Genomic DNA, 15,305 nt, shown 5'->3' with positions numbered 1-15,305 from the left:
GAGCGATAAGGCACCGGTGTTCGCGCCTCGCAAACCGGTGCCGTTCGCGCATCGCTCTGTGGCAAGATCGCCTGATGCTGAAACTCACCGATTTCATCATCGACTGCCCCGACACGATGGCGCTGGCGGCCTTCTACTCGGCGGTGACCGGCAGGGAGGTCCTCGCCACGAGCACCGAGGACTGGGCCGGCATCCAGTACGGCGAGATCGAACTGGCCTTCCAGCGGGTGGACGAGTACCGCCGCCCGACCTGGCCCGGCGGCGAGCACCCCAAGCAGTTCCACCTCGACTTCGAGGTGGACGACATCGAGGCCGAGCAGCGCCGCATCGTCGACCTCGGCGCGACCTTGCAGGAGGACTTCATCGGGTCCGAAGGCTACGGCTGGCGCGTCTACACCGACCCGGTCGGGCACCCGTTCTGCCTGTGCCGCAACAAGGGCGTGGTCTGGACCGGCACCGAGATGGCCTGGCCCGAACGCTAGGCGGTTCGATCCGGTGGCGGCGCGTCCGACGCCGTCACCGGCTCTCCGGGTGCGGTAACAGGCGCCCGGAGGCCAGGATCTCCTGGGCCTGCGCGGTCATCGCCTCGGCCCGCTCCTGGAACTCGTAGAACGCCGTCTCGTTGGCGCTCACGTAGGCGATGAGGTACTCCCAGAAGACCGTCTCCTGCGCCTCCTGGAGCCCCGACTCCTCGTGGCAGGCCGCGTCGTCCTCGGCGGTCCCCACCACCGCCGCGGCCAGTTCGGCCTCGGCTTCCTCCAGGCCGATGGCCTGCCGGATCTGCCACTCCGCCTTGAGGTCTCCGGCGAAGTTCGATAGGGAGCCGCGCAGCGCCAGCGGCGACTCGAAGTCGTAACCGCGAGCGTCCATGCATGCGGCCCAGTCGAAACGGGCGGTCTGGACGCGCTCGTCGCTCTGCCAGTTGGTGCCGCCGCGCGCCCCCGCGAGCCCGGCCTGGTTGAGGTAGTCGGGGTAGGCGCCGCCCGAGATCGCGTCCTCGGCCTCGCGCATGCACCCGCCGCCCGCGCGCTCGGACTGGCCCAGATCGGGAAGCTGCACGACCTCGGGCTCCATTTCGGACGAACCGTACAGCGCGGTGAAGTAGGCGTCCCGCTCCGACTCGGTCTGGGAGTTGAACGGATTCGGCTCGGTGTAGGCGCCCTCGTCGTGCTCGTCGATGACCACCAGCGTGATCGAGGGGCTGTCGACGACGACGCCGTAGATCTCCGGCGGCGGCAGCGACGGGTCCGGGGCGGAGTAGACCTCGGCGCCGAGCAGGTGCTCCAGGTCGGGGGCATCGGGATACTCCAGGCCCGCGGGGTGCACCGTGAAGCCGAGTTCCTCCAGGCACAGGCGGGAGACGCGCTCCAGCGCGAGCTCGACCTCGTTGGCCGCGTTCAGGTTCTCCAGCAGCACCGCCTCGGCGACGGCCCGGTCGATCGGCTCCGGCGCCTCCGCGCAGCCCGCCGCGGCCGCGAGGACCGCGACGAGCAGGGCCCGGCCCGCCTTGCGGCGGACCGGGATTGCGCGCTCAGGCATAGGACCACTCGACATGGCAGCCCGAGCCGCAGCCCGAATGCCATGACTTGTAGGCGCCGACCCGGTACAGCCGCAACTGCTCGGGGACGTTGACGCTCGCCTGGCCGTCCGACTGCCACTTGCCGGTGGAGCCGGAGCCCGAGGACGAGGCGTAGTGGACGTCCAGCCACCCGTAGTGCGAGGAGCAGGTGCTCTGCGAGTGGCGGTAGCGCTGGGTGTATCCGTAGTCGTCGCCCACCTGGTTGGTCTTGCCCTGCCAGTAGTCCTTGCAGGTCATCGTGTACCAGACGTCTCCGGCTCCGGCGGCCGACGGAGTGGCGACGTTGACGCCGAGCACGAGCGCCGCGACGGCGGCGGCCGCGGCGATGCCGCGCAGCGCCCGGGTTAGGGTAGGCCGAATACCACGTGTCATGGGTTCTCCTTTCTGACATGCGGTTTCCGGTGCGCGGTCGTTCTGGTTGGCGCCTGCGGCCGCGCACCACTTGATACCCGACGGTAGCGACGTCGGCACGGGTCCACAAGAACCGAAACCCGATGTGGCACAAAGTCCCAGGAACTGGAACGCCTTGCGCCGCAATCGCATACCCGCAGTGATGGCGGCTTGACTCCGAGGTGCGGACGCGGCGGCGCGGACGGGCTTGCGGCGGTTCAGGTTCCGAGGTGGCGGCGCTTCGCCCGCTGAAACTCCTCTTCGGAGAGCAGGCCTTCGCGGCGCAGGGCCGCGAGCCGTTCGAGCTCGCCGATCACCGAGGCCTCGGGCGCGCCGGAGTCCTCGAAGGTCCGCTCCGCCAAGGCGGCCCTCGCGGCAGCGGCGTTGAACGGGCGGTACCAGGTGAGGGCGATGCGCGCCCGGGTCGGGTCGTGCGGCGGGTAGACCGCCAGCAGCGCCCGGCGCGTCCACGACTGCGGGACGGCCGGGAAGCGCCTGCGGTGCCGGTGGCCGCTCTTGTCGCGGAACACCAGTGTGCCGCTGCCGATCCCGGGCTTGGCGCCCTCCTGGTAGTCGACGAGATGGGCGGGGACCCGCTCGCGTCCGATGAGCGATTCCAGCGTCGCGGTCGCCCGCAGTTCGTAGACGAGGCCGGCGAAGGCCAGCAGCAGGCCCGCGCCCGCCACCGCGCCCCAGACCTTGAACTCGGTCGCGACCTCGGACGCGGGCAGGCCGGAGTCGATCGCGTCTTGCCAGCCCTGGATCGCCGCGAGCGGCGCCAGGGCCAGGGCGGCCCCGAAGGCGACGAGCCGCAGCACCGAGATGAGGACCAGGAAGAACGCGACGGTGGCGGCGGCCCCGCCGAAGAACAGGAACACCTTCGGGTCGTCGGTGCTGCACCCGTCGGCGCCGCAGGCCCAGGCGATGGTGTGGGCGACGGCGTTGCCCTCGCGCAGCAGGGACCAGGCCGCGTAGGCGAGCGGCAGGGCGAGCGCGATGCGCCCGAGCGCGATCCGGGGTGAAGGGCGCGGCGGAACTGGGGTCACGGGTCAAGTCTGCCCGCAGCGCGCCAACCCGCGCCACCGGCTGAACGGCCGTAGGGAACGTGCACAAATCGATTGCGAGCGGGCGGTGCGGTGGTGTGTGATCGGGTGCATGGCGATCGAATTGGGGCGACCGAGTGTCGACGGACTGGGCGAAGCCGCGGACGCGCTTCGGGAATGGCAGTCCGATGCGGCGCCGATGCAACTGCATCCGGGCGACCTGGGCTGATTCTGGCGCTTCGGGGCCGAGCAGACCGCCGCGGCGGTCCGGACCTGGTCCCGCGACGGCCGGATCCTCGCCGTCGGGCTGCTCGACGGCCCCGCACTGCTGCGGATGACCCTCGCGCCGGACGTGTACGAGGACGCCGCGCTCGCGCTCCGGCTCGCCGACGACATCGCCGACCCCGACCGCGGCGTCCTGCCCGCCGGGAAGGCGGACCTCGAATCGCCGCACGGCGCGCTGTTCAAAGACCTGCTGTCCGAACGCGGTTGGAACGCCGGCGAGCGGTTCACCCCGCTGCGCCGCGACCTCGCCGCACCGGTGGACGACCCCGGGGTCCGGATCGAAGTGGTCGGGCCCGACCTGGTCGCCGACCGGACCGCCGTGCAGCGCTCGGCGTTCAAGGGCTCGACCTTCACCGACGAGCGCTGGCACGCGATGGCCTCCGGGCCGCTCTACGCCGACGCCCGGTGCCTGGTCGCGTACGACGAGGACGCCGCCGTGGGCACGGTGACCGTGTGGTCGGCCGGACCCGGCAGGCCGGGCCTGCTGGAGCCGATGGGTGTGCACGCCGAGCACCGCGGTCGCGGCCACGGCAAGGCGGTCAACCTCGCCGCCGCGGCCGTGCTCCGCGAGATGGGTGCGTCGAGCGCGATCGTGTGCACCCCGAGCGCCAACATCGGCGGCGTCGCCGCCTACAAGTCGGCCGGCTACCAGGCGCTTCCCGAGATCGGCGACCTGAGCCGCGGCGCCTGACGCCGAAAGGCTCGGTGAAGGTTTGATAACGATTGGATTCCCCCGGTCTCGGGTCCCGTTGAGCGAGGACCGGGATCGGGGGTTCCACATCGTACGGACGTTCGCCTCCGGTGGCCTCGGATTAACATCGCGCCTGCTCCCGGCGGTGCCGGGGCGGGCGCGTGAGGCACCGCGCGCGGCGGAATCGGCCGACGCGTTAACACGGAGTTCGCAAAACCCTGCGTACCATGGGGCAACCCTTGAACCTTCAATCCACGCAGGAGACCTGTTGTCCGAGAACACTCCCGGAGAGCGCTCACTCACCAGCGCCTGCGGCCGGGTCACCGTGACCGTCACCCTGGGGGCACCGCCGAAGGTCGAACTGTCACCGGGGGCCGAACGCATGTTCAGCCAGGACCTCGCCGACCTCGTCACCCATACCGCCATCGCCGCGACCGACGCGGCGCTGGCCGAAGCGCCCGAACCCGCTGCGGCGCCGTCGATCGAGGACTCGATCGCCGAACTCACCGGCCTGCGCGACGACCTCCAGCAGCACGATCTCGCCACCGCCTTGGAGCGGCGCCGCTCCGCGTTCTCCCCCGCCGAGGACCGCCCCGCACCGCAAGAGGGCTTCACCGGGCCGACCAAGCTCGAACTCCACCCCGCCGTCATGGAGACCATCGAAGCCTCGATCAAGCTCCTGGAGCGCTTCAACACCGCGCCTCCGGGCGGCGGCGGCAAGGACGAGGTCGAGCCGCCGGTCGGCAAGGCCACCAACGAGGCCCGCACGGTGACGATCGAGTCCACGTTGGACCAACCCATCGTCTCGGTGTGGCTCAGCAAGCGCGCCAGCGAGATCGGGCCCAAAGCGCTCGGCGTCGAACTCACCGAGACCGCCGCGGCCGCGGCCGCCGACCTCGCGGGAAAGCAGAACGGCTACTTCACCGACCTCGGCATCCCCTTGGGCCCCGACGACATCGGTCTCATCGCCGACGAGAACCGCGCCCGGGGCGACCAGGCGATCGAGGACATCGAGCACATCGACCGCCAGCGCGAGGAACTCGAACGGCGCTTCAACGAAGGAGGGTTCCGTGCCTAACATCGAGACCGCCCGGATCGACCAGCTCGGCGACGAGATCGAGACCGAGATCGTGCCGCTGCTGGAGGAGGCCAACGAGCTGCTCCCCACCCTGCGCTCGCTCGACCAGACCCTCTACACCACCGTCCACTATTCACTGGCGCTCGCCTACACCGGCGCCACCAGCTACATGTTCGAGATGATCCGCGGCGCGGCCGAGTGCTTCCAAGGCCTCAACCAGGACCTGACGGCGACCGCCGAGTCCTGGGCCGACGCCGACGACGCCACCGCGAACGACTTCAAGTGACGCCCTCGAACGAGTCCTGAAGGAGCACGACAGATGGCGTACACCGCCCCCGATCCCAACCAGTTCAGCGGCCTGGAGCAGGCCAGCTCCTATATGGCCCCGCTCGCCGCGGCCCAGATCACGTTGCCGGCGTTCGTCTTCTCCGGTCCCTGCACCGCGCTCTCGCGCCTGATCTACATGAACCAGTGCAACCCCGGCCAGCTCATGATCGTGGCCGCGACCTGGCTCCAGGTCGCCGAGAAGTACCTCGCCGCGAGCGACAAGCTCAAGGAGAAGACCGGCGCCGTGGACGGCGACGCCTGGACCGGCGACGACCGCGACGCCTTCGACGGCAAGGCCGACAAGGTGGCCGTGCAGTTGCAGGTCATCGGCGCCTTCGCCATGCAGATCGGCATCTCGCTGTTCATCATGGGGACGATGCTCGCGGTCATGGTCCCGCTCATGCTGGCCGTCGCCACCTCGCTGATGGCGTTCGGCGTGGCCTACCTGACGATCCGGGCGATCCCCAACCCGATCTCGGCCATCGTGGCCGAGAACGTCCGGTTGGCGGCGACGACCACGGCCGCGAGTTCTCTGACGGCGTTGACCGCTCTGGACAACGCGATCGGGGTCGCGGCGAAGACCCTCGCCGCCTTCATCGGGGGGAACATGACCACCTCGTGGATCGCGATGGCCTCCCAGGGCAACTTCATCAATCCCGTCAACACGTTGGGCTCCACCGGGTTCAGCATGCTCCAGGGGCTCTCGCAGCTCGCGCTGCGCAACCTCATGGCCCCGGGCCGCAAAGGGGCCGACGGGCTCCACCTCGACAAGATCTCCAAGGGCCTCAACGACACCGTGGCGAAGGCCAACCCGTTCATGCAGGGCTTCGTGGGCGTGCAGGGCGTGTACAACATCGGCAACAACGCCGCCGGGGACGTCAACCCCGACGGCCCCAACGCGATGACCGACGCCGGCATCGACGTCATGGGCCTGGACTTCATCCCCAACAACTTCGAGGACAAGGCGCGCGGCGGCGGCGACGCCGCGCCGTCGTGGTCGCTCCAGGACGAGACGGCCGACGGCGAGGAGGGCGGCGGATGAGCGCCCTCGTCGGCCGCGGGCGGCCCGGCCGAGGGGCGACGCCCGCCACACACCTCCGCCGACCGGGACGCGTCCCAGCCATCGGGCAGGCAGGATAAGGGGCATGACCTACACTCTCGTGCTGCTTCGCCACGGCGAAAGCGAATGGAATGCCAAGAACCTGTTCACCGGGTGGGTCGACGTGAAGCTGTCGGCCTCGGGCGAGGACGAGGCCCGCCGCGGCGGGCGCCTGCTCGCCGAGGCCGACCTGCTCCCGGACGTCGTGCACACCTCGCTGCTGCGCCGCGCCGTCAACACCTCCGAGCTGGCGCTGGCCGAGGCCGGCCGCTCCTGGATCCCGGTCAAGCGCTCCTGGCGCCTGAACGAGCGCCACTACGGGGCCCTCCAGGGCAAGGACAAGGCCGCGACGCTCGCCGAGTTCGGCGAGGAGCAGTTCATGACCTGGCGCCGCTCGTACGACGTGCCGCCGCCGGCCATCGAGGCCGGCTCCGAGTACGCCCAGGACGGCGACGCCCGCTACGGCGACCTCGCCCCCGAGATCCTTCCGGCGACCGAGTGCCTCAAGGACGTCCTGGAGCGGATGCTCCCGTACTGGTACGACGGGATCGTCCCCGACCTCAAGGGCGGCAAGACCGTGCTCGTGGCCGCGCACGGCAATTCGCTGCGGGCGCTCGTGAAGCACCTCGACGGGGTCGGCGACGAGGCGATCGTGGGCTTGAACATCCCCACCGGGATGCCGCTGCGCTACGAGCTGGACGAGGCGACCCTCAAGCCGGTGGTCGCCGGCGGCGAGTACCTCGACCCCGAGGCGGCGGCCGAGGCCGCCGCGGCCGTGGCGGCCCAGGGGAAGAAGTTAGGCGCGGATGTTCACTTCGCGTTAACGCGGTGTGACGTTCGATGCGGCCCGGCGTTCGACGCCGGGCCGTTTCGCCCCTAGGCTGGGGTCGTGGCCCACAATCATCAGCCCAAGAGCCTGCGCAAAGGCGTCGGCCGCCTCCTCACCGGCGTCGCGGCGGGAGCCGCGTTCGGCGCCGCTGCGACCGCCCTCATGCGCGTCAGGAACCGCGGCGGCGCCCGCACCGAGCCGCGCGCCGTCCCCGTCGCCGACTCCCGCCCGTGGGAGGCGGCGACCAATCTGCTCCGCACCGGCGTGTGCCTGGTCGACGACCACAACCGCGTCCTCTACGCCAACCGGGTCGCCCGCGACCTGGGCCTGGTGGACGACCACGAGATAGTGTCGCTGACGCTGCGGGCGCTGCTGGCCCAGGCGCGGCGCTCGGGCCGGTACCGGGACGCCGAGATCGAGGTCCCCGGCCGCGCCATGGGCGAGCCGAGCGCCGTGAGCGTCCGCATCACGCCCCTGCCCGAGGGCGTGTCGGTGGCCGAGTTCCAGGACATCTCCGAGCTGCACCGCCTGGAGCGCGTCCGCCGCGACTTCGTGGCGAACATCAGCCACGAGCTGAAGACCCCGGTCGGGGCGATGCAGATCCTCGCCGAGGCGCTCAAGGACGCCTCGGAGGACCCGGACGCGTCGGCGCGGTTCGCCGCCCGCATCCAGTCCGAGTCCAAGCGCATGAATCACCTGGTCAACGACCTGTTGGAGCTGTCTCGGCTCCAGGGGGCGGAGAAGTTGCCCGACCCCGAGCCGGTGGAGGTGGACCGGATCGTGGCCGAGGCGTTCGACCAGACGCGCATCGCCGCCGAGGAGAAGGACATCGAGCTGAAGCACTCGGGGCTGACCGGCGCCGAGGTGCTCGGGTCCGAGCCGCAGCTGGTGACCGCGGTGAAGAACCTGGTCGGCAACGCCATCTCCTATTCACCCGAGAACACCACGATCGAGGTGTCGACCTCGGTGCGCTCGCCCACCGGGCACCTGGCGGGGGCGCGGATGGTGTGCATCGCCGTTCACGACCAGGGCATCGGCATCCCGGCCGAGGAGCTGGACCGGATCTTCGAGCGGTTCTACCGGGTGGACTCGGCGCGGTCGCGGGCGACCGGGGGAACCGGGCTCGGCCTGGCGATCGTCAAGCACGTCGCGGTCAATCACGGGGGTAGGGTCGAAGTGTCCAGTATGCCCGAAGCTGGATCAGTGTTTACCTTGATGTTGCCTGCCCGTTCCCTTCCGTCCGACGCCTAGGCACCGGGCTCGGATCAAATCGGAACCAGCAGGAAGCCGTTTGTTCAGAAAGGTTCGCTCGTGACCCGCGTGCTCGTAGTTGAAGACGAGGAATCGTTCTCCGATGCCCTCTCCTACATGCTCCGCAAGGAGGGCTTCGAGGTGGCCGTCGCCGCGGACGGCGACGCCGCCATCAAGGAGTACGAGCGCGCCGGGGCCGACGTGGTCCTGCTCGACCTGATGCTGCCGGAGAAGTCGGGCACCGAGGTCTGCCGCGAGCTGCGGGCGAACTCGAACGTCCCGATCATCATGGTCACCGCGCGCGACTCGGAGGTGGACAAGGTCGTGGGGCTCGAACTGGGCGCCGACGACTACATCACCAAGCCGTACTCCTCCCGCGAGCTGGTGGCGCGCATCCGCGCGGTCCTGCGCCGCTCGGCCGAGCCGGACGACCCGATCGTCACGGTCCTGGAGGCCGGGCCGGTCCGCATGGACGTCGACCGGCACACGGTGACCGTGGGCGGCCAGGACGTGCAGCTGCCGCTCAAGGAGTTCGAGCTGCTGGAGATGCTGCTGCGCAACGCCGGACGGGTCCTCACCCGCGGCCAGCTCATCGACCGCGTCTGGGGCGCGAACTACGTCGGGGACACCAAGACCCTCGACGTGCACGTCAAGCGCCTGCGCTCCAAGATCGAGCCCGAGCCGGGCAAGCCGCGCCACCTCGTCACCGTGCGCGGCCTCGGCTACAAGTTCGACCCCCACGCCTGAACCGCGCGCCTTCACCTCGCGTTCACCTCCGGCTGAGCCGGAGCAGACCGAGGGAAGGCGTTTGCCGTTCGGTGTGCGGCCGGCCGGATAGGCTGCTTCCGTGAGTTACCTTCCCGCGGACGACCGCTACGAGACCATGCCCTACCGCCGATCGGGACGCAGCGGGCTGCGCCTGCCCGCGATCTCCCTGGGCCTGTGGCACAACTTCGGCCACAGCAGGCCCCTGGAGACGCAGCGGGCGATCCTGCGCCGCGCCTTCGACCTCGGCGTCACCCACTTCGACCTCGCCAACAACTACGGGCCGCCGGCCGGGAGCGCCGAGGAGAACTTCGGCCGCGTCCTCGCCGAGGACCTGCGGCCCTACCGCGACGAGATCGTCGTCTCCTCCAAGGCCGGGTACTACATGTGGCCCGGCCCGTACGGCGAATGGGGCTCGCGCAAATACCTGGTGTCCTCGCTCGACCAGTCGCTCCAGCGCATGGGCCTGGACTACGTGGACATCTTCTACCACCACCGGCCCGACCCGGACACGCCGCTGGAGGAGACCATGGGCGCCCTCGACGCGATCGTGCGCTCGGGCAAGGCCCTGTACGTGGGCGTCTCGAACTACACTTCCGAGCAGGTCAAGGCCGCCGCGGCGATCCTGGCGGACCTCGGCACGCCGCTGCTGATCAACCAGCCCTCGTACTCGATGTTCAACCGCTGGACCGAGCGGGACGGCCTCCTCGACGCCCTCGAGGAGGCGGGCGCCGGCTGCATCGTCTTCAGCCCGCTCGCGCAGGGCCTGCTCACCGACCGGTACCTCGGGGGCATCCCCGAGGACTCGCGCGTGCGCACCAGCGTCTTCCTCAACGAGGACGCGCTCGACGAGGAGAAGATGGGCCGCGTGCGCGCGCTCAACGCCATCGCCTCGGCGCGCGGCCAGTCGCTCGCGCAGACCGCACTCGCCTGGGCGCTGCGCGACGAGCGCATGACCAGCGTCATCATCGGCGCCAGCAGCGTCGCGCAGCTCGAGGACAACGTCAGCGCCATCGCGAACCTCGACTTCACCGACGAGGAGCTCGCCGCGATCGACGAGCACGCCATCGGCTGAGCCCCGGCTGCCGCAACGGCCGTGGCCGTTGCGGCAGCCGAGTTCCGGCAACGCCGGGAGGCGAGCCGCCGGCGCCGGTCTCGCACCGGCGCGCGGAGTGCGGTGGCAGCCGGTATCCGGCGGCACCGAGGCGCGTCCCGCAGCAGTGCCCGCCGGGAGGCGAGCCGCCGGCGCCGGTCTCATACCGGCGCGCGGAGTCCGGTGGCGCCCAGAATCCGGCGGCACCAGTGCGCGTCCCACGGCGACCGGTCCCGCGGCAGTGCGGCACTCGCCACGGCGGCCGAAGGCCGCGGACCCTACCTGGGTACGACCCGGCCCCGGCCGAATTCCTACTCCGGGCGGAAGACCGGGCCCGCTCGGATCACTACGATTCGGTCATGACCGCTCGCCCGACCGCCCTCCGCCCGCCGCAGCACCGGTTCGACCGCCGCGTCCTGCCCTGGTGGCGCACACAACTCGCCATCGCCTTCGCCGTGCCCGTGGTCCCCCTGACCCTGCTCGGATTCCTCATCGCCCCCGCGCGGCCGTGGCTGCTCGGCCCCGCCGCGATCGTCGCCCTCCTCGGACTCGCCACCAGCCTCGCGCTGCCGGTGTGGTGGTTCCGCGTGCACCGCTGGGAGGTCACCGACACCGCCGTGTACACCCTCACCGGCTACTTCTGGCGGACCTGGCGCGTCGCCCCCATGTCGCGCATCCAGACCGTCGACACTACGCAGGGCCCGATCCAGCGCGCCTTCGGACTCTCCACCGTGGTCGTCACGACCGCGTCTTCGGCAGGCGCGGTGGAGCTCAAGGGCCTCGACCAGGAGCGGGCCACCGAACTGGCCGCGCGCCTGACCGAGCTGACCGACGCGACCCCCGGGGACGCGACATGAGCGAGGAACCGAACCCCGAAGCCGAAGCGGCGAACCCCGAGTCGCCGGACGCGACGCCGTGGCTGCGCCTGCACCCCGACGGGCTCAAGGTCACCGCGCTGCTCATGGTGGGCGTGTTCGTCCTGGTGGGCGTGCCCGTCGCCGGCGGCATCGCCTCCGAGTCGTCCTGGCCCGTCGCGCTCGCCTTCGTCGTCCCCGGCGCGGCGGTCCTCGTCGGCTTCGTGGTCGCCCTCGAAGCGATCCGCCTGCGCGTCTCCAGGTACCGCGTCACCGACTCGCGCGTGGAAATGGTCACGGGCCTGCTGTTCAAGCGGCGGCGCTCGCTCGCGCGCGAACGCATCCGCTCGGTCGACCTCGGCTCCAACCCGCTGGAGCGGTACTTCGGCCTCGCGAAGGTCAAGGTCGGCACCGGCGAGACCGGCAGCGGCTCGGGCTCGACGAGCGCGCAGACGCTCACCCTCGACTCGGTGGCCCTGGCCGAGGCCGACCGGCTCCGCGCCGAACTGATGCGGCGCGACGAAGTCGAGGCATCGGACGGCGAGCAGCGCCTCGCCACCTGGCGGCCCGCCTGGCTGCGGTACGCGCCGCTGTCGTTCCTGACCCCGGCGCTCGCCGGGGCCGCGGTCGGCGCGGCCTTCCAGGTCTCCGAGTGGTTCGGCGACGGCGGCCTGCCGGTGCGGATCGTCGGCGACCTGGTCGAGGCCTACGGGCCGTGGGCCGTGCTCGGCATGGGGCTCCTCGCGCTCCTCGTCCTCGGCGCGGTCGGCAGCCTCGCCCTCCAGGGCGAGGCGTGGTGGAACCACCGCCTCGACCGCGAACCCGGTGGGACCCTTCGGGTCCGACGGGGACTCATGATCGCCCGCTCGCTCAGCCTCGAAGAGGAGCGCATCCGCGGCGTCGAGGTCGTGGAGCCGCTCGGCGTGCGCGCGGCGGGCGCGGGCCGCCTCGACGTGGTCGCGATCGGGCTCAAGACCGACAAGGACGGCAGCGACCTGAGCACCCTCGTCCCCGCCGTGCCGATCGGCTACGCCAGGGACGCGGCCGAGGCCGTGATCGGGCCGATGGCGACGGAGCTGTCCCCGCACCCGAGGGCCGCGAGGACCCGGCGCCTGCGCTGGGCCGCGATCGCCGTGGCGCTCTTGACGATCGCCGCCGTGACCGTCCATATATTGTGGACGCTTCCGGAGCTGCTGAGCGCGAGCGTCGTGCTCGTGGCGGTGCTCGGCTCGGCGTTCGCGGTCTGGACGGCCTTCGACGCGTATGCGTCCCTCGGCCACGGCCGGGACCGCGGCCACCTCGTCTCGCGCCGCGGGAGCGTCCGCCGCGCGACGGTGCACCTCGACCGCTCGGGCATCATCGGCTGGCGCATCAGGCAGTCGGTGTTCCAGCGGCGCATGGGATTGATGACCCTCGGCGCGACCACCGCCGCGGGCAAGGGCCACTACGCGGTGATCGACGCCGACGAGCACGAGATCCTCGACTTCGCCGACGAGGCCGTCCCCGAACTGCTGCGCCCCTTCCTGATCCGGGAGGACTCAGCGGGGTGACCGCAGCGCTTCGAGGTTCGGCGGGCGGTCGGCTCGGATGAGACGCTCTCTTGGTCCGGCCGTGCTGGTCGATCCCGAGGTCTTCGGCGGGCGGTCCGGCGGCGGCGAGACCGGCGGCCTCGCGGCGGGCTTCGTCGGAGGGCGGCACGGTCGCGGCCACGGCATCGAGCACGTCGGCGCAGGTTCGCTGGGCTGTGTCATCGCATCGCTCCCGCCGTTCTGGAGGCCCAGATTAGGCGCTAGTGTCGCTCCGAAGAGGACGAATCGGCAGACTGTCCGGGGCCCCCGCGGGCAGGAGAGGTGATTCCTTCTCTGGAAGGAAACGGTCCGGGCCGGAATCCACCCCAAGGCGGAAGCTCCCGCTCGCACGCGCAACTAGGGTGAACACATGCTTGAAATCAAGGACCTGCACAAGCGGTTCGGCGACGTCGTGGCCCTCGACGGCGTGTCGCTCACCGCCTCCCCCGGCGAGGTGGTCGGCTTCGTCGGCGCCAACGGCGCCGGGAAGACCACCACCATGCGCATCGCGATGGGCGTTCTCGCCGCCGACTCCGGCGAGATCTCCTACGACGGCGCGCCGCTCGGCGTCGAGGAGCGGCGCCGATTCGGCTACATGCCCTCCGAACGGGGGCTCTACCCGAAGATGAAGACCGCCGACCAGATCGCCTACTTCGGCGAACTCCACGGCCTCGCCAAGGCCACGGCGCGCCGCTCGGCCGCCGACCTCCTCGAACAGCTCAACCTCACCGACCGCGCCGGCGACTTCGTCCAGGACCTCTCGCTGGGCAACCAGCAGCGCGTCCAGCTCGCCGTCTCGCTCGTCCACAACCCCGAGGTGCTCATCCTCGACGAGCCCTTCTCCGGTCTCGACCCGATCGCGGTGGACGTCATGGGCACCGCCCTGCGCGACCGCGCCGCCGCCGGAGCGCCCGTCCTCTTCTCCAGCCATCAGCTCGACCTCATCGAGCGCCTCTGCGACTCCGTGGTCATCATCGGCAACGGCAAGATCATCGCCGGCGGCACCGTCACCGAGCTGAAGGCCAAGGAGGTCAAGCAGTTGCGCGTGACCGTCGCGACCGACGAGGACCTCACCGGCCGCTTCCCCGGCACCGTGACCCGCGACGGCGACGACTACCTCGTCGAGGACACCGACGACCAGGAGGTGCTGCGGATCGCCGCGGCCGCCGGGCGCGTCACCCACTTCGCCTACGACCAGCCCACCATCGCCGAGATCTTCCGAGAGGCCGTGACCCGATGACGAACCAAGACGCGGAAACCTCCCGCCTGAGAGGCCTCATGCTCGTGGCCGGACGCGAGATCCGCGTCCGCGGCCTCGCCAAGTCCAACCTCATCAGCCTCCTCGTCACCGTCGTCATCGTCGGCGTCCTCGCCGCGCTGCCGACCCTCATCGGCGGCGACGACTCCGACGAGAAGATCGGCCTCGCCGGCGCGAACGCCGCCGCGATGGAGTCCCAGCTCGACGCCATGGGCGGCTTCGAGGTCACCGTCTACGACAGCCGCGCCGAAGCCGAGCAGGCCGTCAAGGACGAGGAACTCGAAGCCTCCGTCGCCGACGGCGTGCTCTTCAGCCGCGAAGGCGTCGGCCAGGAGCTCCAGACCCTGCTCGACGCCGCCTGGCAGGCCGCGAGCGTCCAGACCAACCTCAACGAGGCCGGGCTCACCGACGCGCAGATCGGCGAGGCCCTCGCCGTCCAGCCGCTGGAGGTCGTCTCCGACGAGGCGAGCGGCATCGGCTCCGCGCTCGACTACTTCACCGGCCTGATCATCTCGATCATCATGTTCATGATGCTCATGACCCCGGTCCAGTACATCGCCATGGGCGTGGTCGAGGAGAAGTCCAGCCGCATCGTCGAGATCCTGCTGACCAGCCTCAAGCCCTGGCAGCTCCTCGGCGGCAAGATCATCGGCCTCGGCGTCATCTCCCTGGTCAACCTCGTCGCCATGATCGCCGTCGGCCTCGGCGTCGCCTCCGCGACCGGGCTGCTCGACAACCTGCCCGAGGGCACCGCCTCCGCGGCGATCTCGGCGGTCGGCTGGTGGCTCATCGCCTTCCTGCTCTTCGGCGCCCTCGCCGGCGGCGTCGGCTCGCTCGTCTCCCGCCAGGAGGAGGCCGGGTCGGTCCTGACCCCGCTCATCATGGCGCTGTCGCTCAGTTACGTCGGCGCGATCTTCCTGCTGAACGCGCCCACCAGCACGTTCGCGGAGGTCCTGTCGATCGTCCCGCCGTTCTCGGCCATCGCGATGCCCACCCGCATGGCGATCGCCGAGGTACCGGTCTGGCAGGTCAGCCTGTCCGTGGCGCTCCTGGCGGCCTCGGCGGCCGGGGCGCTGGCGCTCGGCTCGCAGCTGTACAAGCGGAGCGTGCTCTACACCGGCTCGCGCCTGAAGCTCACTGACGCGCTGCGCCGCGCGGCGTAAGCGCGAAAGGAAAGGGCCCGGGATCGCTCCCG

At 70.9% G+C, this 15,305-nt stretch carries 15 protein-coding genes and 1 pseudogene; 13 read left to right on the top strand and 3 right to left on the bottom strand.

Going from position 1 to position 15,305, the window contains the following annotated elements:
* The first annotated feature begins 74 nt into the window (after positions 1–74).
* Positions 75–482 carry a VOC family protein gene (locus tag IF12_RS0121610; RefSeq protein ID WP_030162231.1) on the top strand — a complete coding sequence of 136 codons (408 nt, stop codon included), beginning with the start codon at positions 75–77 and terminating at the stop codon, positions 480–482.
* 34 nt (positions 483–516) lie between these two features.
* Here the strand turns inward: IF12_RS0121610 and IF12_RS23475 are convergent, their stop codons facing one another.
* From IF12_RS23475 to IF12_RS0121595, 3 genes are all read right to left on the bottom strand, one after another.
* A complete protein-coding gene (locus tag IF12_RS23475) occupies positions 517–1,539 on the bottom strand; it encodes a hypothetical protein (protein ID WP_035749953.1) in 1,023 nt (340 codons plus the stop codon).
* Positions 1,532–1,951, bottom strand: coding sequence for a hypothetical protein (locus tag IF12_RS0121600; RefSeq protein ID WP_133884445.1), 420 nt, complete (start codon positions 1,949–1,951; stop codon positions 1,532–1,534). Before IF12_RS0121600 ends, IF12_RS23475 begins: the two co-directional genes overlap by 8 nt.
* 236 nt (positions 1,952–2,187) lie before the next feature.
* On the bottom strand, positions 2,188–3,015 hold the full coding sequence (locus tag IF12_RS0121595; protein ID WP_030162228.1) for an SHOCT domain-containing protein: 828 nt from the start codon (positions 3,013–3,015) through the stop codon (positions 2,188–2,190).
* A gap of 109 nt (positions 3,016–3,124) precedes the next feature.
* Between IF12_RS0121595 and IF12_RS23470 the strand changes: the two are divergent.
* The 12 genes and pseudogenes from IF12_RS23470 (at position 3,125) to IF12_RS0121535 (ending at position 15,273) form a co-directional block, all read left to right on the top strand.
* Positions 3,125–3,988 (top strand): annotated as a pseudogene (locus IF12_RS23470) (GNAT family N-acetyltransferase).
* Between the two features lie 268 nt (positions 3,989–4,256).
* Positions 4,257–5,066 (top strand): hypothetical protein, encoded by an 810-nt coding sequence (locus IF12_RS0121585; RefSeq protein ID WP_030162226.1) that lies wholly within the window; start codon positions 4,257–4,259, stop codon positions 5,064–5,066.
* Positions 5,059–5,352 (top strand): hypothetical protein, encoded by a 294-nt coding sequence (locus IF12_RS0121580; protein WP_030162224.1) that lies wholly within the window; start codon positions 5,059–5,061, stop codon positions 5,350–5,352. The genes IF12_RS0121585 and IF12_RS0121580 overlap by 8 nt, the downstream gene beginning before the upstream one ends.
* Before the next feature lie 33 nt (positions 5,353–5,385).
* Entirely contained in the window at positions 5,386–6,435 is a 1,050-nt protein-coding gene (locus tag IF12_RS0121575; protein WP_030162222.1) for a hypothetical protein, read from the top strand.
* 103 nt (positions 6,436–6,538) lie between these two features.
* Positions 6,539–7,372, top strand: a complete 834-nt coding sequence (locus IF12_RS0121570; protein WP_081913833.1) for a phosphoglyceromutase — start codon at positions 6,539–6,541, stop codon at positions 7,370–7,372.
* A gap of 9 nt (positions 7,373–7,381) precedes the next feature.
* Positions 7,382–8,572 (top strand): cell wall metabolism sensor histidine kinase WalK, encoded by a 1,191-nt coding sequence (locus IF12_RS0121565; protein WP_197034829.1) that lies wholly within the window; start codon positions 7,382–7,384, stop codon positions 8,570–8,572.
* A 60-nt stretch (positions 8,573–8,632) separates the two neighbouring features.
* Entirely contained in the window at positions 8,633–9,319 is a 687-nt protein-coding gene (locus IF12_RS0121560; RefSeq protein ID WP_030162216.1) for a response regulator transcription factor, read from the top strand.
* Positions 9,320–9,419: 100 nt separating this feature from the next.
* Complete coding sequence (gene mgrA / locus IF12_RS0121555; RefSeq protein ID WP_030162215.1) at positions 9,420–10,412, top strand: L-glyceraldehyde 3-phosphate reductase; 993 nt, start codon at positions 9,420–9,422, stop codon at positions 10,410–10,412.
* A 377-nt stretch (positions 10,413–10,789) separates the two neighbouring features.
* Positions 10,790–11,287: a PH domain-containing protein gene (locus tag IF12_RS0121550; RefSeq protein WP_030162213.1), complete on the top strand. Its 498-nt coding sequence runs from the start codon at positions 10,790–10,792 to the stop codon at positions 11,285–11,287.
* A complete protein-coding gene (locus tag IF12_RS0121545) occupies positions 11,284–12,834 on the top strand; it encodes a PH domain-containing protein (RefSeq protein ID WP_081913832.1) in 1,551 nt (516 codons plus the stop codon). Before IF12_RS0121550 ends, IF12_RS0121545 begins: the two co-directional genes overlap by 4 nt.
* 388 nt (positions 12,835–13,222) lie before the next feature.
* Positions 13,223–14,092: an ABC transporter ATP-binding protein gene (locus tag IF12_RS0121540; protein ID WP_030162209.1), complete on the top strand. Its 870-nt coding sequence runs from the start codon at positions 13,223–13,225 to the stop codon at positions 14,090–14,092.
* Positions 14,089–15,273 (top strand): ABC transporter permease, encoded by a 1,185-nt coding sequence (locus IF12_RS0121535; protein WP_051704736.1) that lies wholly within the window; start codon positions 14,089–14,091, stop codon positions 15,271–15,273. The genes IF12_RS0121540 and IF12_RS0121535 overlap by 4 nt, the downstream gene beginning before the upstream one ends.
* The last annotated feature ends 32 nt before the right edge of the window (positions 15,274–15,305 follow it).

It is taken from the genome of Glycomyces sp. NRRL B-16210 (assembly GCF_000719515.1).
GTDB lineage: Bacteria > Actinomycetota > Actinomycetes > Mycobacteriales > Micromonosporaceae > Glycomyces.
Note: the sequence above shows the minus strand (reverse complement) of the source record. Positions and strands in the feature narration are given on the sequence as shown.

Coding starts and splice junctions, on each gene's coding strand:
- IF12_RS0121535 (WP_051704736.1), top strand. CDS start 14,089: ATGACGAACCAAGACGCGGAAACCTCCCGCCTGAGAGGCCTCATGCTC.
- IF12_RS0121600 (WP_133884445.1), bottom strand. CDS start 1,951: ATGACACGTGGTATTCGGCCTACCCTAACCCGGGCGCTGCGCGGCATC.
- IF12_RS0121575 (WP_030162222.1), top strand. CDS start 5,386: ATGGCGTACACCGCCCCCGATCCCAACCAGTTCAGCGGCCTGGAGCAG.
- IF12_RS0121540 (WP_030162209.1), top strand. CDS start 13,223: ATGCTTGAAATCAAGGACCTGCACAAGCGGTTCGGCGACGTCGTGGCC.
- IF12_RS0121610 (WP_030162231.1), top strand. CDS start 75: ATGCTGAAACTCACCGATTTCATCATCGACTGCCCCGACACGATGGCG.
- IF12_RS0121550 (WP_030162213.1), top strand. CDS start 10,790: ATGACCGCTCGCCCGACCGCCCTCCGCCCGCCGCAGCACCGGTTCGAC.
- IF12_RS0121545 (WP_081913832.1), top strand. CDS start 11,284: ATGAGCGAGGAACCGAACCCCGAAGCCGAAGCGGCGAACCCCGAGTCG.
- IF12_RS23475 (WP_035749953.1), bottom strand. CDS start 1,539: ATGCCTGAGCGCGCAATCCCGGTCCGCCGCAAGGCGGGCCGGGCCCTG.
- IF12_RS0121570 (WP_081913833.1), top strand. CDS start 6,539: ATGACCTACACTCTCGTGCTGCTTCGCCACGGCGAAAGCGAATGGAAT.